The sequence below is a fragment of the Pseudorhodoferax sp. genome (genome assembly GCF_047601025.1).
GTDB lineage: Bacteria > Pseudomonadota > Gammaproteobacteria > Burkholderiales > Burkholderiaceae_C > Pseudorhodoferax.
In genome coordinates this window covers 2,739,735-2,761,499 of record NZ_JASGJZ010000001.1, presented here as the reverse complement: position 1 = coordinate 2,761,499, position 21,765 = coordinate 2,739,735, and the positions used below count along the sequence as shown (strand labels likewise).

Genomic DNA, 21,765 nt, shown 5'->3' with positions numbered 1-21,765 from the left:
GGCGTGCTCCAGCCCACGAACACCGTTTCTTCGGAGACGGCGGCGGCGAAAGCCGAAGTGGGAAGAAAATCCCCCGCCGCAAGGCGTGCCGGTTCGATTCCGGCCTCGGGCACCAATCCAGAAAAGCCGTCTCTGCACACAGAGGCGGCTTTTTATTGGGATCGCCTCCCAAGAACGGCGGTGCACGGCCGCCCGATTACTGGCCACGCAGCAGCTTTGCGGCGCCGCCGACGAGCATTCCTCGAACGCATCGGACCGATCACCCTGCGTGCCGAACGTGGCCTGGAGTGGATGGGCCGCACCCCAACTCCAGCCGTCCACCGTGTTGTAGCGTGGAGTCGGCCCCGTTCAGCTCGTGTATGACCGCTACCGACGCATCTACGTCACCGTATTCAGGCGGTCGCCCTTCCGGTCGCGTCCCATCCCGTGGTGTAGGTCCACAGCCCGGACAAGGCTGAGATGCACGGTACTCAGCGAGCCACAGCGGATAGCCGAGTGGGGGCAGTGTCGCTCAGGGTCTGCAGGCCTTCAAGCTGTATGTAGCGCCGGTTGAGCGACCACTCGTCGTTCTGCTCGAGCATCATGGCGCCGACCAGGCGCACGATGGACGCGTCGTTGGGGAAGATGCCCACGACGTTGGTGCGCCGCTTGATCTGCGCGTTCAGCCGCTCCAGCGGGTTGGTGCTGTAGATCTGCGTCCAGTGCGCCCGCGGGAAGGTCATGAAGGCCAGCACGTCGTTTTCGGCCTCGTCCATCAGGGCGGCGAGCTTGGGGAACTTGCCGCTGAGCTGCTCGGCCACCGAGCGCCACTGCGTTCGGGCGGCATCGGCCGAGTCCTGCACGAACACCGTGCCGATGGCCGCCGAGACCATGCGCCGCTGGGTCTTGCCGGCGTGCGCCAGGGCGTTGCGCATGAAGTGCACGCGGCAGGGGAGAGTCCGAATTTCTGTGTTCGAGGCGCTGAGACTTTTGCACGGCGGCGGTCGGCGCTTGCGACGAGGCGAGCGACGCGGTGGGAAAGTCGGTCTTGGTCCTACGCGACGGTCCTGGTGAACCGGTCTTCGTAGAGGATCGCGAACTGGTTCATCGCCTCCTTCCAGTTGTGCGCAGCACGACCCCAGTCGGCCGTGATGTTGCGCAGGGCCAGCCAGATCAGTTTGCTGGCCGCGTCGTCACCGGGGAAGTGCCCGCGGGTCTTGATGATCTTGCGCAGCTGCGCGTTGATGCTCTCGATGGCATTGGTCGTATAGATCACCCGGCGCACTGGCGGCGGGAACGCGAAGAACGGGATCACGCGATCCCAGGCCCGGCGCCAGGCCGCCGCGACGGTTGGAAACTTCTGCCCCCAAGGGCCCTGCTCGAACGCATCGAGTTCGGCCTGCGCCGCCTCGGCGCTGGCCGCGGTGTGGATCGGCTTGATGGCCGCGGCCAGCAGCTTGCGCTGCTTCCAACTGGCGTAGTCCAGGCTGCTGCGGATCAGGTGCACGATGCAGGTCTGCAGCGTCGTGGCCGGGAACACCACGCCCAGCGCCTCGGGCATGCCCTTGAGGCCATCGGTAACGGCGATCAGGATGTCGTTGATGCCGCGCGTCTTCAGGTCATTGAAGACCTTCATCCAGAACTTGGCCCCTTCCGTGTTCTCGATCCACAGCCCCAGGATGTCGCGCGTGCCGTCGGGCAAAACGCCCAGGGCCAGATAGATGGCCTTGTTGCGCACCACCGCGTCCTCACGGATCTTCACGCGCAGCGCGTCGAAGAACACCACTGGGTACATGGCCTCCAGCGGCCTGGCCTGCCAGGCGCCGACCTCGGCCATCACGGCGTCGGTGACACTGCTGATGAACTCGGGCGAGACCTCGGTGGCGTATTGCTCGGCCAGGAAGGCCTGGATCTCGCGCACGGTCATGCCTCGGGCGTACATGGCCACGATCTTGTCGTCAAAGCCGGTGAAGCGCCGCTCGTGCTTGGCGATCAGCAGCGGCTCGAAAGAGCCATCACGGTCGCGTGGCACGTCAATGCGCAGCGGGCCGTCCTCGGTCAGCACGGTCTTGCCGCTCGTGCCGTTGCGCTGGTTGGCGCTGCTCTCGGGCTTGTCCGCCCCGCTGCGATAGCCCAGGTGGTGGCCGAGCTCGGCGCCCAAGGCGCGTTCGATGAGCGCCTTCTTGAACGCCATCGATGCGGCGTTGACCGCCTCGCCGGTCATGGGGCCGGTCACGAACTGGTCAAGCAGTTCCTTGGGGATCGACGGCAACGCCGCCGACTTGGCCGCGATGGCCGCATTCTTCAACTTCGTCTTGCTCTTTGGCATAGATGCTCCTCAGGGTCATGCTATGCCTCAAACACAAAATTCCGGACAGGCTCCGCGGCAGCGCTACCAGGTGGCCTTCAGGACCTTGGAGGCGGCCGCCTTGATGCCTTCGTGGCTGTCGCTGATCACCAGCTTGACCCCGCGCAGGCCGCGCCGGTTCAGGCTGCGCTAGGCGCTCGGTCCAGAACGGTTCGGCTTCCGAGGCGCCGACTTTCAGCCCCAACACCTCGCGCTGCCCGTCGGTGTTCACGCCCACCGCCACTATCACCGCCACGCTCACGATGCGCCCGGCCTCGCGCGTCTTCACGTAGGTCGCATCCACCCACAGGTAGGGCCAGTCGCCCTCGATCTGGCGCCCCAGGAAGGCGTTGACCCGCTCGTCCAGTTCGCCGCACAGCCGGCTGACTTGGCTCTTGGAGACGCCACTCATGCCCAGCGACTTGACCAGCTCGTCCACCGAGCGGGTGGAGATGCCCTGCACGTAGGCTTCCTGGATCACGGCGGTCAGCGCCTTCTCGGCCGTGCGCCGAGGCTCCAGGAACCCGGGGAAGTAGCTGCCCTGGCGCAACCTGGGGATCTTCAGCTCGACAGAGCCGGCGCGGGTGTCCCAGGTGCGTTCGCGGTAGCCGTTGCGGCTGTTGAGCCGCTCGGCGGGGTTCTTCTCGTCGTAGGCGGCGCCGCAGCGGCCTTCAACGTCCAGCTCCATCAGGCGTTGGGCCATGAACTGCACCATCTGGCGCAACACGTCGATATCGGCTCCCTTCTCGGCAAGCTCGGTCAATGCCATAGTGGCGGTGGTCATCGTGATTTCCTTCAAGGACAAGGTTGGTGGGTCGCACCTCAACCTTAATCCGGACTTCACGATGGCCACCCCATAAGGAGCGGCTGCCGCGCGGCAGGCTGCTACGGGTTACGCCCTACGGGCTCCACCCTGCGCGGCCTGCCGCGCGATCAAGACTTACACCACTTCCGGGGACATCAATGCCCTTCCTCCGCCCTTCTCCATCTCGGCCTCCTCCGCGGGCGAGAAAAGCGCCGAAATTCAGGATGAACCTCGGTGTCCCGCCGGTCGTCCTCGTTCACGGTGACGCGCACCTACCAACCCCCATCGCTTCCTGATCTGCAAGGCCACAACCGCAGCGTTTGGTGGACCTCGCCGACCGTGAAATAAGTTCTATCGAGATGTCACTATTTATTACATATGGATTCTCCCATTCAAAGGGATTGATGAAATTCCTTTGAATATCAATGTGTTATGACGACATTCCCCGCTGGCACGGATGCTGCTTATGAAGTCTCGCAAGGGCGAATTTGCCCTCCCCCCAAACTTCCCAAGGAGCCTTGACATGCAATTTCTGAACAAAGTACTCGCCGGTGCAACCCTTGCCGCAGCCATGGCCGCAACCGCCCAGGCCGGCGTGGTGTCGGTCGGCGGCGTGACGTGGAATACCGATGACGTGATCGATTTCAGCGGCACCACCGACACGGTCCGCCAGCTGATCGGCGCGGACGGTTCGCTGTCCGGCTCGGGCCTGATCACCAAGATCAACGGCAGCGGCAGCTTCTGCACCGCCTGCACCACCCTGAGCTTCACGTTCGGCGGCTACGAGCAGCTGACGGGCTCGCTGCCTGCCCCGGGCTCGTCGGGCACGAGCAACCTGACCTACTCCGACGGCTGGGTCAAGGTCTATGCCAACTACGCTGACGGCAGCAGCGCCCTGTGGCTGGACATGGTGGCCCACGCCATCGGTGATTTCAACGGCACCACCTTGATGGGCAGCATCACGACGGTGCTCGGCTCGGTGTCCGGAATGAACGGCCTGGGCTGGCTCGACGTGGTCGGCGGCCTGGCCGCCGATTACTTCGATACCAATGCCATGGCGGATGGCTCGGACTTCACGTTCAGCACCACCTTCACCAGCTACTACCCCGATTTCACCAACGCCGTGGGCTCGGGTACCTTCACCAGCCGCTCGGACGTCCCCACCGCCGATGTCCCCGAGCCGGCTTCGATCGCGCTGATGGGCCTGGGCCTGCTGGGCTTGGCCGCTCGCCACCGCAAGCAGGCTCAGTAAGCACCGTCCAGCCAGGAGCCGCTCGTCCCTCGGGCGCTCCTCCCCTCGCAGCAGCCCGGCAGGTGCAACCCGCCGGGCTGCTTTTCTGGGGGGCAGCGCAGAATGCGCGGCCTCCGCCCCCCAAGGGCGAGTTGGATTCCGACCTGAGGCACCACGGATCGCCTCACAGCCGCTCCCTCGCTCCCGTTAGCCTGCGGTCTTCGTCCCACTGGAGACCGACCATGCCACGCGGCGACAAATCCTCCTACACCAGCAAGCAGAAACGCCGGGCCGAGCACATCGCGCAAGGCTACGAACAGCGCGGCGTCGCGCGTAGCGAAGCCGAACGCCGCGCCTGGGCGACCGTGAACAAGGAATCCGGCGGCGGCAAGCAAAGCGGTTCCGGTCGCCGCCGCGCGGCCTGACGTCCCGGTCAGGCGTGGAACAGCTTGGCCCGCGCGGCCTGGGTGATCGCCGCGACGCCGGGATGGCTGATGCGGCGCTCGACCGAAATGGCGAAGAACTCCTCGAACAGATCCTCGACACGCCCGAGCACGTGCACCCGGTATTGCGCGGCGATCTGCGCCTCCAGCACCGACGGCGCCATGAACACGCCGCGGCCCTCGCGACCGAAGGCGTTCATCAATGCGGTGTCGTCGAATTCGCCGATGATGCGCGGCCGCAGCCGCATGCGCACCAGCCAGGGATCGAGCTGGCGCCGCACCGAGGAGCTGCGGCTCTGCACCAGCATCGGCATGCCGTCCAGGCATTGCGGAAATGCGCCGGCCAACTGGCCACGCAGCGCCTCGGAGCAGAAGAAGCTCATCGAGCTGCGGCCCAGCAGGTGGCTGAAGGCCCGCACGCTGATCTTGGGCGACACGCGCTCGTCGGCGATCAACAGGTCCAGCCGGTGCAGCGCGAGCCGCGCCAGCAGATCGTCGTACTTGCCCTCGTGGCAGATCAGCCGGACCGGCTCCGGCCCCTCCAGCGCCGGCTCCAGCAGCTGGTAGACCACGGACTTGGCCACCGCATCGGCCACGCCGACACGGAATTCCAGCGTGCGCCGCTCGCCGCGGGTGTGGCGCACGGCGGTCTCCAGCTCGGCGCCCAGCGCGAAGATCTCCTCGGCGTAGTCCAGCGCGATGCGGCCCTGCTCCGTCAATTCCAGCCGGCGGCCGACCTTGCGGAACAGCTTGTGGCCGATCCAGTCCTCGAACAGCTTGATCTGGCCCGACAGCGTCTGCGGCGTGGTGTGCAGCTGCTCGCCAGCCCGCATCACGCCGCCGGCCTTGGCCACGACCCAGAAATAGCGCAAATGCTTGAAGTTCATGGAACCTCCAGCCGGAAGCTGAGTCAACCTGTCTATCAGTTCCATCGCTTTTCTCGAAGAATTTCGACTTGAAATTCGAATATACGCGAAGTGTCGGAACCATTAGAGTTCCCTGTTCACCTCACCAGCCACGCCGACCAAAGGAGCCTTGCCATGCGATTGACCACCAAGAGCCGCTTCGCCGTGAACGCGATGATCGACGTCGCATTGCGTGAGCACCTGGGCCCGGTGACCCTCTCGGCTATCGGGGTGCGGCAAAAGATCTCGCTGTCCTACCTGGAGCAGATGTTCAGCCGGCTGCGCCGCTGCGGCCTGGTCGAGAGCGCGCGCGGGCCGGGCGGCGGCTATACGCTGGCCCGCAAGGCCAGCGCGATCAGCGTGGCGGACATCATCCTGGCCGTGGACGACCAGGCGGCGCAGGACGCGCAAGGTGCCGTCGCGCTCGGCGCTACGAACGGCAAGATGGTCGGCGACCTATGGGACAGCCTGTCCGCCTGCATGCTCGACTACATGCAGGGCATCTCGCTGCGCCAGTTGGTCGACGAGCAGCGGGCCAAGGGGGTGGAAATCGAGGCCGCGCCCGGCCGCCGCCGCACCGCTGTGCAGCCGCGCCCACGGCCGGCCGCCGTGCGCGCGCCGAACTCGGTGTTCGCCTACGGCCAGTACCTGCAGCTCAAGGGCTGACCCGCAGGCCCTGCGCCACCGTGGGGTGGCACAGCGCGAGCCGCAGCTCGCGCTTCATGCGCCGGTTCAGCAGCCGGCGCGACTCCTCCAGGAAGCTCAGCACCATCAACGGCAGCTGGCCGCGCGCCTCGGCGTGCGCCACGCGCGGCGGCCGGGGCATGCCGTACAGGTCGGCCGCCAGGTCGAAGTAATCGCCCATCTTCAGCTCGGAGTCGTCGCTGGCGTGCACGATGCGCCGCGACCGCCCGCGCCACAACGCCGCGATGCAGGCACGCGCCAGGTCGTCGGCGTGGATGTGGTTGGTGTAGACGTCGTCCTCGGCCCGCAGCACCGGCGTGCCCCGGGCCAGCCGCTCGCGCGGAGTGCCGCCGGGCCGGTCCGGTGCGTAGATGCCCGGGATGCGCAGCACGCTGGCCCGCACGCCGCCGGCCCGGGCCAGGAAGCGCACCGCCGCCTCGGCGTCGAGCCGCCGGCGCGCGCGTTCGGTGCGCGGCGCCGGCCGGCGCGTCTCGGCCACCCAGTCGCCGCCGCAGTCGCCGTAGACACCGCTGGTCGAGCCGTAGACCAGCGCGGCCGGCCGCGTGCGCCGCATCAGCACCCGGGCCAGCGCCCGCGTGCGCGGATCATGCGCGCCCTCGGCAGGCGGCGGCGCCAGATGCAGCACGCGCTGCGCCAGCCCCGCCAGGCGCCGCAGCGAGGCTGGCCGGTCCAGGTCGCCCGCCAGCGGCGCGATGCCCCGCGCGCGCAGCGCCGGCACGCGTTCGGGCGAGGACGTCAGCGCCAGCACGCGCACGCCGCGCGGCAGCCGTGCGGCCACGCGCTGGCCCACGTCGCCGCAGCCGACGATCAGCAGGCGCGTACGCCGGAAACGCGCCGGCAGCGCGCCGAGCGGTGATTGGTTTGAAGGCAAAATCCCGGGTCCACCGAAGCCGTGTAGAGCCCACGAGGATACCCAAGATGACCAGCACGCCGGCCGCCGCAGGCCCCTTCAAGATCACGGTGCAGCCCAGCGGCCGTGCATTCGAGGCCAACGCGCACGAAACGATCCTGGCCGCCGGCATCCGCCAGGGCGTGGGCCTGCCCTACGGCTGCAAGGACGGCGCCTGCGGCTCGTGCAAGTGCAGGATGCTGGAAGGCCGCGTGGAACACGGCCCGCACCAGAGCAAGGCGCTGTCGGCCGAGGAAGCCGCCGCCGGCCTGATCCTGACCTGCTGCGGCGTGCCGCAGAGCGACGTAGTGCTGGAGTCGCGCCAGGTCACCGACGAGAGCGGCTACCCGATCAAGCGCATGCCCGCGCGCGTCAGCAGCCTCGCGCGGCTCTCGCACGACGTGATGCTGGTCCGGCTGCAGCTGCCGGCCAACGACGCGATGCGCTTCCACGCCGGGCAGTACATCGAGTTCATCCTGCGCGACGGCGCGCGCCGCAGCTATTCCATGGCCAACGCGCCGCACACGGCCGCCGGCCAGCCCGGCGCCGTGCCGCCGGTCGGCCCCGGCGTGGAACTGCACATCCGCCACATGCCCGGCGGCAAGTTCACGGACCATGTGTTCGGCGCGATGAAGGAAAAGGAGATCCTGCGCATCGAAGGCCCGTACGGCAGCTTCTTCCTGCGCGAGGACTCCGACAAGCCCATCGTGCTGCTCGCCTCGGGCACCGGCTTCGCGCCGATCAAGGCCGTGATCGAACACATGCAGTTCAAGTCCATCACCCGGCCGGCCGTGCTGTACTGGGGCGGCCGCCGGCCGGCGGACCTGTACATGGACGACTGGCTGCGCGCCAAGCAGGCCGAGATGCCGAACCTGGCCTACGTCCCGGTCGTCTCCAACGCGCTGCCCGAGGACGGCTGGACCGGCCGTACCGGCTTCGTGCACCGCGCCGTGCTGGAAGACCTGCCCGACCTCTCGGGCCACCAGGTCTATGCCTGCGGCGCGCCCATCGTGGTCGATTCCGCGCGCGCCGACTACACGCGCGAGGCCGGCCTGCCGCCCGAGGAGTTCTACGCCGACGCCTTCACCACCGAGGCCGACAAGGCCCAGCCATGACCATGCCCTCCTCCCTCACGCGCCGCGGCGCACTCGCTGCTGCCGTCGCCCTCGCCGCCGCGCCGTTGTCGGCCCAGCCGTCCAGGACCATCCACCTCGTCGTGCCCTATGCCGCCGGCGGCCCGATCGACGTGACGGCGCGCGCACTGGCCGAGCAGGTGCGCGAATCGCTCGGCACCGTGGTCATCGACAACAAGCCCGGTGCCGGCGGCAACATCGGCGCCGATGCGGTGGCCAAGGCCGCGCCGGACGGGCTGACCATCGGCATCGCCGCCACCGCCACGCATGCGGTCAACCCCTGGCTGTACCGGAAGATGCCGTTCGACGCCGCGCACGACTTCGCGCCCATCACGCAGATGGTGCGCGTGCCCAACGTGCTGGTCATGAACGCCGAGACCGCGCAGCGGCTGAAGATCGCCACCGTGGCCGACCTGATCGCCTACGCCAAGGCCAACCCCGCCAAGCTGAACTACGGCTCCGGCGGCAACGGCAGCGCCGGCCACCTGGCCGGCGAGATGTTCAAGGCCCAGGCCGGCATCTACGCGCTGCACATCCCCTACAACGGCGGCAACCCGGCGCAGCTGGCGCTGTTGTCGGGCCAGGTGGATTTCAACTTCGACAACCTGGCCACGGCGGCGCCGGGCATCCGCTCGGGCAAGCTCAAGGCCCTGGCCGTGACCACGGCCACGCGTTCGCCGATGCTGGCCGGCGTGCCGCCCGTGGCCGACACGCTCAAGGGCTTCGCGATCGACACCTGGTGGGGCCTGGTCGCGCCGGCCGCCACGCCGCCCGAGGTAATCGCCCGGCTGAACCAGGCCTTCGTGGTCGCGCTGCAGTCCGAGGCCACGCGCCAGCGCTTCGCGATCCTGCTGGCCGAGCCGGTGCCGACCACGCCGGCGCAGTTCGGCGCCTTCATGCAGGCCGAGCTGGCCAAGTACCGCACGCTCGTCAAGGCCTCCGGCGCGCAGGTCGACTGACGGAAAAAGGGCTGCCCGCAGGCAGCCCAACCGGTACATCCGCTTCCCAGAAAGCACCTGTCCAGGATGCACCGGGCCACCATGATGCGCGTGCCGCTGCGGCCCGCGTGTAGGAATCGCCCGCCTTGGCACGTGGGTCGCAGCGGCTCCCGGTGCCGGACCCACAGCCCGGCTGCGGCCTCGCATGCAGTGCGCGGCACAGCCGCCCGCCAGCGCCGCAGGCGGGGAACTCGCATGCAACACTGAATGCCGATTGGCATACGCGGTATAAGCTGCGCCTGCTGTTGCAGTATCCAAACGACCATGCCGCCATGAATTCGCTCGATCCATCATCATCTGCCGAACCCAGGAGCGCCCTGCCCCCTGGTCGCCGCGTCGCCACCCGGCGTCCCGGCGGCACCGAAGCCGCGGGAGCCGCCGCATGAACGACCCGCTGCGCTTGCAGCCCAGGTCGACCGTGCTGGTCGTCGACGACACGCCGGACAACCTGTCGCTGATGAGCGCCCTGCTGAAGGACCACTACAAGGTCAAGGTGGCCAACCACGCCGAGCCCGGGCTGCGCATCGCCAACGCCGAGCCGCCGCCGGACCTGATCCTGCTGGACATCATGATGCCGGGCATCGACGGCTACGAAGTCTGCCGCAGGCTCAAGGCCGAGCCGCGCACGCGCGACATCCCGGTGATCTTCCTCACCGCGCGCTCGGAGGTGGAGGACGAGACGCACGGGCTGGAACTGGGCGCGGCCGACTACATCACCAAGCCGATCAACCCGTCGATCGTGCTGGCGCGCGTGCACGCGCACCTGACGCTGAAGGCGCACGCGGACTTCCTGCGCGACAAGAGCGCCTACCTGGAAAGCGAGATCGCCAAGCGCACGGCCGAAGTGCAGGCGATCCAGGACGTGACCATCATGGCCATGGCCTCGCTGGCCGAGACGCGCGACAACGAGACCGGCGCGCATATCCGGCGCACGCAGCTGTACGTGCGCCGGCTGGCCGAGCAACTCAGGGACCATCCGCGCTTCCGCGCGTTCCTGAGCGAACGCTGCATCGAGCTGCTGTACAAGTCCGCGCCGCTGCACGACATCGGCAAGGTGGGTATCCCGGACGAGATCCTGCTCAAGCCCGGCAAGCTCACGCCACAGGAATTCGAGATCATGAAGGGCCACACGACGCTGGGGCGCGCGGCGATCGAGCAGGCCGAGCAGCGCCTGGGCATGCAGGTGGACTTCCTGACGCTGGCCAAGGAAATCGCCTACAGCCACCAGGAAAAGTGGGATGGCTCGGGCTACCCGGAAGGCCTGTCGGGCGACGCGATCCCGATCTCGGCGCGGCTGATGGCGCTGGCCGACGTCTACGACGCGCTGATCAGCAAGCGCGTCTACAAGCCGGCCTTCCCGCACGAGGAGGCGGTGCGCATCGTGCTGGAAGGCCGTGGCAGGCACTTCGATCCGGACGTGACCGATGCATTCGCCGCCGCGGCGGAGGATTTCCGCGCGATCGCCGCAGAGCACCGCGACGAAGATTGAAGTGAGTCCCCCCTCAGTTTTCGCGCTGTGCGCTCCGCCACCCCCAAGCCGGTCCGAACCTCAGGAGGGGGGAAGATACAAGGGGGCTTCGGGCGGCACCGGCCGGTCCAAACTTCAGAGGCGAAGATATACAAGGGGGGCGGAGAGCCGCGGCACCAAGCCTGCCTGCGCAAGCTTGGACGGCCCGACGAGGCTGCTCCTCCGGCGGCAGCCGCGGCCTGCTGCAAGGCACGCCAGCGGCCCGGGTCGAGCCCGCTCCGCGGCGGCCGCTGGCATGGCCCGCTCCTGGACCTCTCGAACCGCTGCCGGCGGCCCCGCTCCGGGAACTGCGGGCTTACATGGAGAACTGCGATGCCGCTGCGCCTGCTGACCTGGAACGTGCAATGGTTCCGCGGCCTGGACGGTGTGGTCGACGTCGCACGCGTCATCGCGCATGCGCGGGCGCTGGCCGATGTCGACGTGCTGTGCCTGCAGGAGGTGGCCCAGCACTATCCGGCCCTGGCCGGCGGCGCCGGCTTCGACCAGGTGGCGCAGCTGCAGACGCTGCTGCCCGGCTTCGCGCTGTTCTACGGCGCCGCGGTCGACGAGCCCGGCCCGGACGGCCGGCGCCAGCGCTTCGGCAACCTGATCGCGACCCGGCTGCCGGCCGAGCACCTGCGCCACCTGAGCCTGCCATGGCCGCCCGACCCCGGCGTGCGCAGCATGCCGCGCCTGTGCACCAGCCTGACCGTGCGCTCGCCGTTCGGCCCGCTGCGCGTGATGACCACGCACCTGGAATACGACTCCGCGCTGCAGCGCCGGGCCCAGGCCGATGCGCTGGCCCGCCTGCACGCCGAGGCCTCCGCCCACGCCGCCAACCCCCTGCCGCCGGGCGCGGAAGCCGGCACGCCGTTCCAGGACAAGCCGCACACCGCCAGCGCGGTGCTGTGCGGCGACTTCAACAGCGGCCCCGGCTCGCCGGAGCATGCGGCGCTCCAGGCGGCGCGGCTGGTCGATGCCTGGCCGCTGGCGCATCCCGGGCAGGCCCACGCGCCGACCTTCCGGCTCTACGACAAGCGCTATGGCAAGACGCCGGTCGCCTGCGATGGCTTCTTCGTCAGCGAGGACCTCGCGCCGCGCGTGCGACGCGTGGAGGTGGATGAAAAAACCCAGCTGTCGGACCACCAACCGGTGATCCTCGAGCTGGGTTGAGGCCGCTCAGGCGGCGGGGATCAGCGCTCGATCGTCAGCGCCACGCCCATGCCGCCGCCGATGCACAGCGAGGCGATGCCCTTCTTCGCGTTGCGCCGGCCCATCTCGTGCAGCAGCGTGACCAGGATGCGGCAGCCGGACGCGCCGATCGGGTGGCCGATGGCGATGGCGCCGCCGTTCACGTTGATCTTGCTGGTATCCCAGCCCATGTCGTTGTTGACCGCGCAGGCCTGGGCCGCGAAGGCTTCGTTGATCTCCAGCAGGTCCAGGTCGGCCGCCTTCCAGCCGGCACGCTCCAGCGCCTTGCGCGAAGCCGGCGCCGGGCCCATGCCCATGACGGCCGGGTCCAGGCCCACGGTGGCGAAGCTGGCGATGCGGCCCAGCGGCGTCAGGCCCAGGGCCGCGGCCTTCTTGGCGGTCATGACGACCACGCCGGCGGCGCCGTCGTTGATGCCCGAGGCGTTGCCGGCCGTCACGGTGCCAGCCTTGTCGAAGGCCGGGCGCAGGCCGGACAGGGCCTCGGCGTTGGTCTTCTTGTTGATGAACTCGTCCGACGCGAAGACGACCGGGTCGCCCTTCTTCTGCGGAATGCTCACGGGAACGATCTCGTCCTTGAACTTGCCCGCCTCCTGGGCGGCGGAGGCCTTCTGCTGGCTGGCCAGCGCGAAGGCGTCCTGGGTCTCGCGCGTGATGCCGTACTGCTTGGCCACGTTCTCGGCGGTGATGCCCATGTGGTACTTGTTGTAGACGTCCCACAGGCCGTCGTTGATCATGGAGTCGACCATCTTCCAGTCGCCCATGCGCTGGCCGTCGCGCGAGCCCAGCAGCACGTGGGGGGATGCGCTCATGTTCTCCTGGCCGCCGGCGATCACGATGTCGGAATCGCCGTAGGCCACGGCCTGGGCGGCCAGCATCACGGCCTTCAGGCCGGAGCCGCACACGGCGTTGATCGTCAGGCCGGGCGTACCCTTGTCCAGGCCGGCCTTGATCACGGTCTGGCGCGCGGGGTTCTGGCCGGCGCCGGCGGCCAGAACCTGGCCCATGATGACCTCGCCGACCTGGCCGGCTTCCAGCTTGGCGCGGGCCAGCAGGTCCTTCACCACGATGGCGCCCAGCTCGGGCGCGGCGATCTTGGCCAGGCTGCCGCCGAACTTGCCGACGGCGGTGCGGGCGGCGGCGACGATGACGATGTCTTCCATGTGTGTCTTCCTATCTAGTGATGATGATGCGATGAGATGAGATGGCGGAATCGAGTCAGGCCTTGGCCTTCACGTAGCGGCCGGGCGCGGGCTCGATCGCCTGGTATTGTGATTGGGCGCGGCCGTAGTTGCGCGGCGCGGCGACCTGTCGGCCCGCATGGCTGGCCAGCCATTCGGACCAGTCGGGCCACCAGCTGCCGGCATGCTCGGTGGCGCCGTCGATCCAGTCCTGCACGTCGGCCGGGAACTTGGTGGCGCTGTTGGTCCAGTAGCTGCGCTTCTTCTTGGCCGGCGGGTTGATCACGCCGGCGATGTGGCCGGAGGCGCCCATCACGAAGCGCTTCTTGCCCGGCAGGACCTGGGTGGAGGCGTAGGCGCCGCCGATCGGCACGATGTGGTCCTCGCGCGAGCCGTAGATGTAGACCGGGATGTCGAGCTTGGACAGGTCGATCTTCTCGCCGCAGACCGTGGCCGCGCCGGGCTTGATCAGCCGGTTCTCCAGGTAGGTGTTGCGCAGGTACCAGGCGTAGAACGGGCCGGGCAGGTTGGTGGAATCGCTGTTCCAGTACAAGAGGTCGAACGGCGGCGGCGTCTCGCCCTTGAGGTAGTTGCCGACCACGTAGTTCCAGACCAGTTCGTTCGGCCGCAGGAAGCTGAAGGTGGAGGCCAGGTCGCCGCCCGGCAGCAGGCCGCTCTTGCCCATCTGCATCTCGCGGAACTTGACCATGTTCTCGTCGATGAACACGTCCAGCACGCCGGTGTCGGAAAAGTCCAGCAGCGTGGTCAGCAGCGTCAGCGAGGCCACCGGCTTCTCGCCGCGCGCGGCCAGCACCGCCAGCGCCGTGGTCAGGATGGTGCCGCCGACGCAGAAGCCCAGCGCGTTGATCTGCGGGGCGCCGGTCAGGTCCTGCACCACCTCGATCGCGCGGATCGCGGCGTCCTGGATGTAGTCGTCCCAGGTCTTGTCGGCGAACGACTGGTCGGGGTTGCGCCAGCTGACGACGAAGGTGCGGTGGCCCTGCTCGACCGCGTAGCGGATGAAGGAGTTGTCCGGCTGCAGGTCCAGGATGTAGAACTTGTTGATGCACGGCGGCACCAGCAGGAACGGCCGCTCGTGGATCTTGGCGGTCAGCGGCTTGTACTCGATCAGCTGGAACAGCTCGCACTCGAACACCACCGCGCCCTCGGTGGTGGCGACGTTGCGGCCGACCTCGAACAGGCTCTCGTCGGTCATCGACACATGGCCCTGCGCGATGTCGTGCAGCAGGTTCTGCATGCCCTTGGCGATGCTCTCGCCCTTGGTCTTGAGCGCCAGCGCCTGGGCATCGGGGTTCAGCGCCAGGAAGTTGCTCGGCGCGGTGGCCGCCATCCACTGCTCGACCGCGAAGCGCACGCGGGCCCGCGTCTTGGCGTCGGCCTGCACGGCGTCGGCCAGGCCCAGCAGGGTGCGCGCGTTCAGCAGGTAGGTGGCCGCGGCGAAGGACGCCACGGGATTGCTGGACCAGGCCTCGCCGGAGAAGCGCCGGTCGCGCTTCAGCGACTGCTGCATGCCCTGGCCCCACAGTTCGCCAGCCTCGCGCAGGTACTGCTGCTGCAATTCCTGCAGCTTGTCGGGCGCGAACGACAGCGCCGACACGCTGCTGGGCGAGACGGCGCCGATGGGCGCGGCCCCGGCGTGCACGGCCTTGTTCAGCATCTCGCCCATCAGGCTCTGGAATTGCTGGGCGGCCTGCGTCCAGTCTGCTTGAGAATTCATTCAGTCTCCTCGACCCTTGAATTGAGGGTAAACCCCTATTACACCAGCCGTCCGTTCAGGACGGCAACCCTTGTTACCTTTATGTACCTGGTCGTGATCGCGTGGATGTACGTGGCGCTGATGATGGCGGTGGCCGAGGCCACGAGCACGCAGGGAACGCTGCTTGGAGCGATTGTGACCTTTGTACTCTATGGCCTCGTTCCCGTGGCACTGGTGGTTTACCTGATGCTGACGCCGGCGCGGCGCAAGCTGCTGCGCGCCCGCGAAGCCGCCGAGGCCGAGCGCCAGCGGGCCGCACGCGCGCAACCGCCATCAGACACGCCAGACGCTGGCGGCCATGCGCCCGCAGACCCCGTCGCGCCGGTACGAAAAGAACCGTGAGGCGTTGGCCACGGTGCACCAGGCGGCGCTGCCGTCATTGCCGTGGACCGACGGCACGCCGGCCGCCCGCAGCCGCAGGCGCGCCAGCGCCGGCAGGTCGGCCAGCCACTTGCCGTGCACGGCATCGCCGGCCCGCGCGCGGAAATGCCGCACCGCCTCGGCATGGCCGGCCTCGAACGCGGCCTTGACCTCCTCGCCCACCTCGAACGCGGCCGGCCCGATGCAGGGGCCGAGCCAGGCGAGCAGCTCCGCGCCATGCGGCAGCGCAGCACGCAGGGCCGCCACGGTCGCCTCCAGCACGCCACCCGCCAGGCCGCGCCAGCCGGCATGGGCCGCCGCCACGGCGCGGCCCTCGCGGTCGCAGAACAGCACGGGCAGGCAGTCGGCCACCAGGATCGTGCAGGCCACGCCGGTCCGGCTCGTCCAGCTGGCATCGGCCTGCAGGGGTTCGGCCGACCCTTGCGGCGACAGCGGCACCACGGCCGCGCCGTGCACCTGCTGCAGGAACACCGGCACGCCGCCGGTCTGCCGCGCCAGCAGCTGCCGGTTGCGCACCACGGCCTGCGGCGCATCGCCGACGTGGTCGCCCAGGTTCAGGCTGTCGTAGGGCGCGGCCGAGACGCCGCCGGCGCGCGTGGTGTGCAGCGCCCGCACGCCGGCCGGCGCCGGCCAATCGGGCACCAGCAGGTCCATCAGGCCTCGAAGTCCGGACAGGCCGACGGCTGCGCCTGCTGCACGGCCGGCAGCGCCAGGGCGGCCTCGCAGGCGGCCAGCGTCAGCGGCAGGCCCGACAGGTCGACCTCGTAGCGCCGGGCGTTGAAGATCTGCGGCACCAGGCAGCAGTCGGCCAGCGTGGGCGTGTCGCCGAAGCAGAACGGCCCGCCACGGCCCGCTTCGCGCAGCTGCGCCAGCTGGCGCTCGAAGGCCTCCAGGCCGGTGCGGCACCAGTGCCGGTACCAGGCGTTCCTGGCGTCCTCGCCCAACTGCAGTTCACGCCCCAGGTACTTCAGCACGCGCAGGTTGTTCAGGGGATGGATCTCGCAGGCGATGGACTGCGCCAGCGCACGCACCTGGGCCCGCGCCAGCGGCTCGGCCGGCAGCAGCCGCGGCTCGAGCCGGGTCTCGTCCAGGTACTCGATGATGGCCATCGACTGCGACAGCCGCACGCCGTCGACCTCCAGCACCGGCACCAGCCCGTCGGCCGAGACGGCCGCGAAGGCATCCTGGCGGTGCACCCCCTTGACCAGGTGGATCGGCTCGTAGTCGTAGGCCAGGCCCTTCAGGTTCAGCGCGATGCGGACGCGGAAGGAGGCCGAGGAGCGGAAGTAGTTGTAGAGCTTCATGGCGGCGGCATGGAATGGTGGCGCGGCCGATTATCGGCACCGCGCCGGCCCGGCCGGGCCGCCTTCCGCCAGGCGGCGCGCGCGACCGCCACGGCCCTGCGTCATCCCTGGCGTTCGGCCAGGTAGATCTCCACCCGGCGGTTCCTGGCGCGGCCGGCATCGCTGCCGTTGTCGGCGATCGGCTCGTGCGAGCCGCGGCCGGCGGTCAGGATGCGGCGCGGATCGACGCCGCGGTCGGCCAGATAGTCGCGCGCGCTGTTGGCCCGCTGCAGCGACAGCGGGTCGTTGATCGCATCCGAACCCGTGGAATCGGTGTGGCCGATGATGCGGATCTCGGTGTTCGGCTGGTCGCGCAGGCCGTTGGCGAACTGGTCCAGGATCGGCCGCAGCGAAGGCCGGATGTCGGCGCGGCCGGTGTCGAACGAGATGTCGCTGGGGATCTCCAGCTTGAGCTGGTTGTCGGCCGTCTGGGTGACGGACACGCCGGTGCCGGCGGTCGCCCGCTCCATCTCGGCCTTCTTCTGCTGCATGTGGTTCGACCAGATGTAGCCGCCCAGCGCGCCCACGCCGGCGCCGATGGCAGCGCCCTTGCCCTTGCCGACCAGGGCGCCGGCCGCGGCGCCGACGCCGGCACCGATGGCGGTGCCCTTCTGGGTCTCGCTCATGTTGGCGCAGCCGCCCAGCAGCAGCGCGAGGGCCGTGGCCGCGATGCCGGCGCGCGGCAGCAGCCGGCTGGAAGACGCGGAAAGGGAAGACGAAGCGAAGAGGGCCATGCTGGACTCCTGTTGTTGTGGAACCGCCGATGCGGCAATGACGATGGGCGGCAGTTGTACCCGATGCCGGGGCACCGGCGCCAGTCGCGCCCGACGCCTCGGCATGTCGGACGAGCGCGCACGCCTTCGTCGTCGCCCACCCCGTGGCACACTGGCCGGCCCATTGTCACAGCCCGTCTGAAAGGTCCCGATGCGCTTCGTCTTCCCGCCCCCGCCATCCGTCGCCATTCCGGTCGTCGGCCAGGACGCCGCGTTCCCGGTCCACCGCGTCTACTGTGTCGGCCGCAACTATGCCGAGCATGCCAAGGAGATGGGCTTCACCGGCCGCGAGCCCCCCTTCTTCTTCATGAAGCCGGCCGACGCCGTGGTGCCGGTGCCGGCGGGCCAGACCGGCGCCATCGCCTACCCCAGCCTGACCCGGGACCTGCACCACGAGATCGAGCTGGTGGTGGCCATCGGCACCGGCGGGCGCGACATCCGGGCCGCCGACGCGCACCGGCACATCTTCGGCTACGCCGTAGGGCTGGACATGACGCGCCGCGACCTGCAGGGCGAAATGAAGAAGCAGGGCCGGCCCTGGTGCATCGGCAAGGGCTTCGACCAGTCCGCGCCGATCGGCCCGATCACGCCGGCGGCCCAGGCCGGCGACGTGGCGAACGCCGAGATCTTCCTGCAGGTCAACGGCCAGGACCGCCAGCGCAGCAACGTCTCGCAGCTGATCTGGAACATCGGCGAGACCATCGAGCACCTGTCGGCCGCCTGGACGCTGCAGCCGGGCGACCTGATCTTCAGCGGCACGCCCGAAGGCGTGGCCGCCGTCGTGGCGGGCGACCTGCTCAGCGGCGGCGTGGCCGGGCTGGAAGGGCTGTCGGTCAGGATCTCGGGCTGATGCGGCCGCGCGGGCCCGGGCACGGCGCCCTTACACTGCCCGCATGAGCTTGCGCCCCCTCATCAAGCACTGCCGCGAATGCGGCGCCGCCGTGGTCTACCGCGTACCCGACGACGGCGATACCAAGGAACGCGCCGTGTGCCCAGCCTGCGGCACCATCCACTACGAGAACCCGCTGATCGTGGTCGGCACGGTGCCGGTGCTCGGCGAGCGCGTGCTGCTGTGCAAGCGCAACATCGAGCCGCGCTGGGGCAAGTGGACGCTGCCGGCCGGCTTCATGGAACTGGGCGAGACCACCGCCGAAGGCGCCGCGCGCGAGACCGACGAGGAAGCCGGCGCGGCCTACGAGATGGGCGAGCTGTTCAGCGTGATGAACGTAGTGCGCGTCGGCCAGGTCCACATGTTCTACCGCGCGCGGCTACTGCACGACCGCTTCGCGCCGGGCCACGAGACCATCGAGGCGCGGCTGTTCCACGAGCACGAGATCCCCTGGGACGAGGTCGCCTTCCGCACCGTGCGCGAGACGCTGCAGTGGTTCTTCGCGGACCGCAAGGCCGGCCGCTTCGGGCTGCACCAGCTGGACATCGCGTAGGCGGCCGGCCCGCGCTCACTCGCCCAGGTACGCGGCCCGCACCTTCGGGTCGCTCAACATCAGCTTGGCGTCGCCGCTCATCGTGACGATGCCGGACTCCATCACGTAGGCGCGGTCGGCGATCGCCAGCGCGCGGCTGGCATTCTGCTCGACCAGCAGGATGGTCACGCCCTGCGCGTGCACGTCGCGCACGACCTCGAAGATCTTGTCGACCATGATCGGCGACAGGCCCATCGACGGCTCGTCCAGCAGCAGCACCTTGGGCCGGCTCATCAGCGCGCGGCCCATGGCCAGCATCTGCTGCTCGCCGCCGGACATGGTGCCGGCCAGCTGGTCCTTGCGCTCGCGCAGGCGCGGGAAGATGGTGAACATCTTCTCGATGTCCTCGGCGATGCCGGCCTTGTCGCTGCGCACGTAGGCGCCCATCTGCAGGTTCTCGGTGATGGTCATGCGCGCGAACACGCCGCGGCCCTCCGGCACCATGGCCAGGCCCTGCCGGACGAGGTCCCAGGCGCCCTGCCCGCGCACCGGCCGGCCCAGGTACTCGATGCTGCCGCCACTGGCCGGCAGCGTGCCGGTGATGGCCTTCATCGTGGTCGTCTTGCCGGCGCCGTTGGAGCCGATCAGCGAGACCAGCTCGCCCTGCCGGACCTCGAAATCGATGCCCTTGACGGCCTGGATGCCGCCGTAGGCCACCCGCAGGCCCTGGACCTTGAGCAGTACCGTCATCTCAATGCGCTCCCGTGCCCAGGTAGGCCTCGATCACCTTCTCGTTCTTCTGCACCTCGGCCGGCGTACCGGCGGCGATCTGCTTGCCGTAGTCCAGCACCGTCACCCGGTCGCACAGGCCCATCACCAGCTTCACGTCGTGCTCGATCAGCAGGATCGTGCGGTGGTCCTTGCGGATGCGGTCGATCAGCTCGCGCAGCTGCACCTTCTCGGTCGCGTTCATGCCGGCGGCCGGCTCGTCCAGCGCGATCAGCTGCGGGTCGGTGGCCAGCGCGCGGGCGATCTCCAGCCGGCGCTGGTCGCCGTAGCTCAGCGTGCGGGCCTTGTAGTCCGTCAGCTTGCCGATGCCCACGTAGTCCAGCAGCTCCTGCGCGCGCTCGGCGATGGCGGCCTCCTCGGCCTTGAAGCCGGGCGTGCGCAGCAGCGCGCCCAGCAGGCCCGAGCGCGTGCGCACATGGCGGCCGACCATCACGTTCTCCAGCGCCGTCATCTCGGCGAACAGCCGGATGTTCTGGAAGGTGCGCGCGATGCCGGCCTGCGCCACTTCGTGCACGGCCGTCGGCCGGTACGGCTTGCCGGCCAGCTCGAAGCTGCCGCTGTCGGGCGTGTACAGCCCGGTGATGACGTTGAAGAAGGTGGTCTTGCCGGCGCCGTTCGGGCCGATCAGGCCGTAGACCTGGCCGCGCTCGATCGTCAGGCCCACGTCGGAGAGCGCCTGCAGGCCGCCGAAGCGCTTGGAGATGCCGCTGACGTTCAGGATGATGTCCGCCATGTCGCCTCGCGCTCAGGGGTTGATGGACATCGGGCGGTCGCCGCGGCCGGGCACGGCGTCGGCCGGCGTGTCCACGCCCGGCGTGATGGCCTGGGCCGAGCCGGGCACCGGGTCCGGCGCCATCTTGCGGATCAGCGCCTTGCCGTGCTCCGGCGAGGGCCACAGCCCGCGCGGGCGCAGCAGCATCACGATGATCATGGCCAGCGCGATCATCAGCTGGCGCAGGATCGGCGCGTCGAGCCGGCCGTCCGTCATCGCCTGCAGCGGGCCGGCCACGTAGCGCAGCACCTCGGGCAGCGCCGACAGCAGCACCGCGCCCAGCACCACGCCCGGCAGGTGGCCGATGCCGCCCAGCACCACCATGGCCACGATCATCACGGACTCCATCAGCGTGAACGACTCGGGCGAGATGAAGCCCTGGAACGCGCTGAACATCACGCCGGCGACGCCGCCGAAGGCCGCGCCCATGCCGAAGGCCAGCAGCTTCATGTTGCGGGTGTTGATGCCCATGGCCTTGGCGGCGATCTCGTCCTCGCGGATCGCCATCCAGGCGCGGCCGATGCGCGAGACCTCCATCCGGTGGCACAGCACGATGCTGACGATCACCAGCAGCAGGAACAGGTAGTAGTACAGCGTGACCGAGGGCAGCGAGAAGCCGCCCAGCTTCAGCGTGCGGCCGAAGTCCAGCCCGAACAGCTTGATCGAGTCGATCTGGATCAGCCCCTTGGGCCCGTTGGTGATGTTGACCGGGTAGTCCAGGTTGTTCAGGAACACGCGGATGATCTCGCCGAAGCCCAGCGTCACGATCGCCAGGTAGTCGCCGCGCAGCTTCAGCGTCGGCGCGCCGAGCAGCACGCCGAACAGCCCGGCCACCGCGGCCCCGAGCGGGATGACCAGCCACAGCGAGGTGTGCAGCCCGTTCGGGAACATCGCGCGGAAGGCCTCGAAGGTCTCCGTCAGGTGCGGCGAGGCCATCAGCCCGAACAGGTAGGCGCCGACCGCGAAGAACGCCACGAAGCCCAGGTCCAGCAGGCCGGCGAAGCCCACCACGATGTTCAGCCCCAGCGCCAGCATGATGTACAGCAGCGACATGTCGGCGATGCGCACCCAGGCGTTGCCGAAGGACTGCAGCAGCAGCGGCAGCCCCAGCAGCACGACGGCGCAGATCGCCAGGGTCAGCGGCTTGTGGTTCTTGAAGAAGGACATGGCGGCGCCC

At 69.1% G+C, this 21,765-nt stretch carries 22 protein-coding genes and 1 pseudogene; 10 read left to right on the top strand and 13 right to left on the bottom strand.

What is annotated here, in order from left to right; translation table 11 throughout:
* Positions 1 to 470: 470 nt before the first annotated feature.
* The 3 genes and pseudogenes from QM782_RS13080 to QM782_RS13070 form a co-directional block, all read right to left on the bottom strand.
* Positions 471 to 1,100 carry a transposase gene (locus tag QM782_RS13080; RefSeq protein ID WP_415205644.1) on the bottom strand — a complete coding sequence of 210 codons (630 nt, stop codon included), beginning with the start codon at positions 1,098 to 1,100 and terminating at the stop codon, positions 471 to 473.
* Positions 1,034 to 2,308: an IS256 family transposase gene (locus tag QM782_RS13075; protein ID WP_415203341.1), complete on the bottom strand. Its 1,275-nt coding sequence runs from the start codon at positions 2,306 to 2,308 to the stop codon at positions 1,034 to 1,036. Before QM782_RS13075 ends, QM782_RS13080 begins: the two co-directional genes overlap by 67 nt.
* 66 nt (positions 2,309 to 2,374) lie before the next feature.
* Positions 2,375 to 3,110 (bottom strand): annotated as a pseudogene (locus tag QM782_RS13070) (IS256 family transposase); the annotation flags it as partial.
* A gap of 544 nt (positions 3,111 to 3,654) precedes the next feature.
* On the opposite strand from QM782_RS13070, the gene QM782_RS13065 reads away from it, so the two are divergent.
* Together QM782_RS13065 and QM782_RS13060 are read left to right on the top strand one after the other, a co-directional pair.
* Entirely contained in the window at positions 3,655 to 4,383 is a 729-nt protein-coding gene (locus tag QM782_RS13065) for a PEP-CTERM sorting domain-containing protein (RefSeq protein WP_415203340.1), read from the top strand.
* 221 nt (positions 4,384 to 4,604) lie between these two features.
* Positions 4,605 to 4,787, top strand: coding sequence for a hypothetical protein (locus QM782_RS13060; RefSeq protein WP_415203339.1), 183 nt, complete (start codon positions 4,605 to 4,607; stop codon positions 4,785 to 4,787).
* Between the two features lie 8 nt (positions 4,788 to 4,795).
* Here the strand turns inward: QM782_RS13060 and nhaR are convergent, their stop codons facing one another.
* A complete protein-coding gene (gene nhaR / locus QM782_RS13055; protein ID WP_415203338.1) occupies positions 4,796 to 5,692 on the bottom strand; it encodes a transcriptional activator NhaR in 897 nt (298 codons plus the stop codon).
* Between the two features lie 153 nt (positions 5,693 to 5,845).
* On the opposite strand from nhaR, the gene QM782_RS13050 reads away from it, so the two are divergent.
* On the top strand, positions 5,846 to 6,376 hold the full coding sequence (locus tag QM782_RS13050; RefSeq protein ID WP_415203337.1) for an Rrf2 family transcriptional regulator: 531 nt from the start codon (positions 5,846 to 5,848) through the stop codon (positions 6,374 to 6,376).
* Here the strand turns inward: QM782_RS13050 and QM782_RS13045 are convergent.
* Positions 6,366 to 7,286 (bottom strand): SDR family oxidoreductase, encoded by a 921-nt coding sequence (locus QM782_RS13045; RefSeq protein ID WP_415203336.1) that lies wholly within the window; start codon positions 7,284 to 7,286, stop codon positions 6,366 to 6,368. The genes QM782_RS13050 and QM782_RS13045 overlap by 11 nt on opposite strands.
* A 47-nt stretch (positions 7,287 to 7,333) precedes the next feature.
* Here QM782_RS13045 and QM782_RS13040 point away from each other — a divergent pair, with 47 nt between their 5' ends.
* The 4 genes from QM782_RS13040 (at position 7,334) to QM782_RS13025 (ending at position 12,115) form a co-directional block, all read left to right on the top strand.
* Positions 7,334 to 8,419, top strand: a complete 1,086-nt coding sequence (locus tag QM782_RS13040) for a CDP-6-deoxy-delta-3,4-glucoseen reductase (RefSeq protein ID WP_415203335.1) — start codon at positions 7,334 to 7,336, stop codon at positions 8,417 to 8,419.
* The gene (locus QM782_RS13035; RefSeq protein ID WP_415203334.1) at positions 8,416 to 9,396 is read left to right on the top strand and encodes a Bug family tripartite tricarboxylate transporter substrate binding protein; all 981 of its coding nucleotides are present in this window, start codon (positions 8,416 to 8,418) and stop codon (positions 9,394 to 9,396) included. The genes QM782_RS13040 and QM782_RS13035 overlap by 4 nt, the downstream gene beginning before the upstream one ends.
* Positions 9,397 to 9,817: 421 nt before the next feature.
* Entirely contained in the window at positions 9,818 to 10,924 is a 1,107-nt protein-coding gene (locus QM782_RS13030; protein ID WP_415203333.1) for a response regulator, read from the top strand.
* Between the two features lie 357 nt (positions 10,925 to 11,281).
* A complete protein-coding gene (locus tag QM782_RS13025; protein ID WP_415205643.1) occupies positions 11,282 to 12,115 on the top strand; it encodes an endonuclease/exonuclease/phosphatase family protein in 834 nt (277 codons plus the stop codon).
* 20 nt (positions 12,116 to 12,135) lie between these two features.
* On the opposite strand, the gene QM782_RS13020 is transcribed toward QM782_RS13025, so the two are convergent.
* Both QM782_RS13020 and phaC read right to left on the bottom strand, forming a co-directional pair.
* The gene (locus tag QM782_RS13020; RefSeq protein ID WP_415203332.1) at positions 12,136 to 13,314 is read right to left on the bottom strand and encodes an acetyl-CoA C-acetyltransferase; all 1,179 of its coding nucleotides are present in this window, start codon (positions 13,312 to 13,314) and stop codon (positions 12,136 to 12,138) included.
* A gap of 55 nt (positions 13,315 to 13,369) precedes the next feature.
* A complete protein-coding gene (gene phaC / locus QM782_RS13015; RefSeq protein ID WP_415203331.1) occupies positions 13,370 to 15,070 on the bottom strand; it encodes a class I poly(R)-hydroxyalkanoic acid synthase in 1,701 nt (566 codons plus the stop codon).
* A gap of 81 nt (positions 15,071 to 15,151) precedes the next feature.
* On the opposite strand from phaC, the gene QM782_RS13010 reads away from it, so the two are divergent.
* Positions 15,152 to 15,451, top strand: coding sequence for a hypothetical protein (locus QM782_RS13010; RefSeq protein ID WP_415203330.1), 300 nt, complete (start codon positions 15,152 to 15,154; stop codon positions 15,449 to 15,451).
* Here QM782_RS13010 and pgeF read toward each other — a convergent pair.
* From pgeF to QM782_RS12995, 3 genes are all read right to left on the bottom strand, one after another.
* The gene (gene pgeF, locus QM782_RS13005) at positions 15,383 to 16,144 is read right to left on the bottom strand and encodes a peptidoglycan editing factor PgeF (protein ID WP_415203329.1); all 762 of its coding nucleotides are present in this window, start codon (positions 16,142 to 16,144) and stop codon (positions 15,383 to 15,385) included. The two genes, QM782_RS13010 and pgeF, sit on opposite strands and share 69 nt — an antisense overlap.
* Positions 16,144 to 16,794, bottom strand: coding sequence for a maleylacetoacetate isomerase (gene maiA, locus QM782_RS13000; protein WP_415203328.1), 651 nt, complete (start codon positions 16,792 to 16,794; stop codon positions 16,144 to 16,146). The genes pgeF and maiA overlap by 1 nt, the downstream gene beginning before the upstream one ends.
* A gap of 101 nt (positions 16,795 to 16,895) precedes the next feature.
* Positions 16,896 to 17,567, bottom strand: coding sequence for an OmpA family protein (locus tag QM782_RS12995; RefSeq protein ID WP_415203327.1), 672 nt, complete (start codon positions 17,565 to 17,567; stop codon positions 16,896 to 16,898).
* 190 nt (positions 17,568 to 17,757) lie between these two features.
* Between QM782_RS12995 and QM782_RS12990 the strand changes: the two genes are divergently transcribed.
* Positions 17,758 to 18,456 (top strand): fumarylacetoacetate hydrolase family protein, encoded by a 699-nt coding sequence (locus QM782_RS12990; RefSeq protein WP_415203326.1) that lies wholly within the window; start codon positions 17,758 to 17,760, stop codon positions 18,454 to 18,456.
* A 43-nt stretch (positions 18,457 to 18,499) separates the two neighbouring features.
* Positions 18,500 to 19,048, top strand: a complete 549-nt coding sequence (locus QM782_RS12985) for an NUDIX hydrolase (protein WP_415203325.1) — start codon at positions 18,500 to 18,502, stop codon at positions 19,046 to 19,048.
* A 15-nt stretch (positions 19,049 to 19,063) separates the two neighbouring features.
* On the opposite strand, the gene QM782_RS12980 is transcribed toward QM782_RS12985, so the two are convergent.
* The 3 genes from QM782_RS12980 to QM782_RS12970 are packed head-to-tail and all read right to left on the bottom strand — an operon-like array spanning position 19,064 to position 21,755.
* Positions 19,064 to 19,777 carry an ABC transporter ATP-binding protein gene (locus QM782_RS12980; protein ID WP_415203324.1) on the bottom strand — a complete coding sequence of 238 codons (714 nt, stop codon included), beginning with the start codon at positions 19,775 to 19,777 and terminating at the stop codon, positions 19,064 to 19,066.
* Between the two features lies 1 nt (position 19,778).
* The gene (locus QM782_RS12975; protein ID WP_415203323.1) at positions 19,779 to 20,549 is read right to left on the bottom strand and encodes an ABC transporter ATP-binding protein; all 771 of its coding nucleotides are present in this window, start codon (positions 20,547 to 20,549) and stop codon (positions 19,779 to 19,781) included.
* Positions 20,550 to 20,561: 12 nt separating this feature from the next.
* The gene (locus QM782_RS12970) at positions 20,562 to 21,755 is read right to left on the bottom strand and encodes a branched-chain amino acid ABC transporter permease (RefSeq protein WP_415203322.1); all 1,194 of its coding nucleotides are present in this window, start codon (positions 21,753 to 21,755) and stop codon (positions 20,562 to 20,564) included.
* Positions 21,756 to 21,765 lie beyond the last annotated feature (10 nt).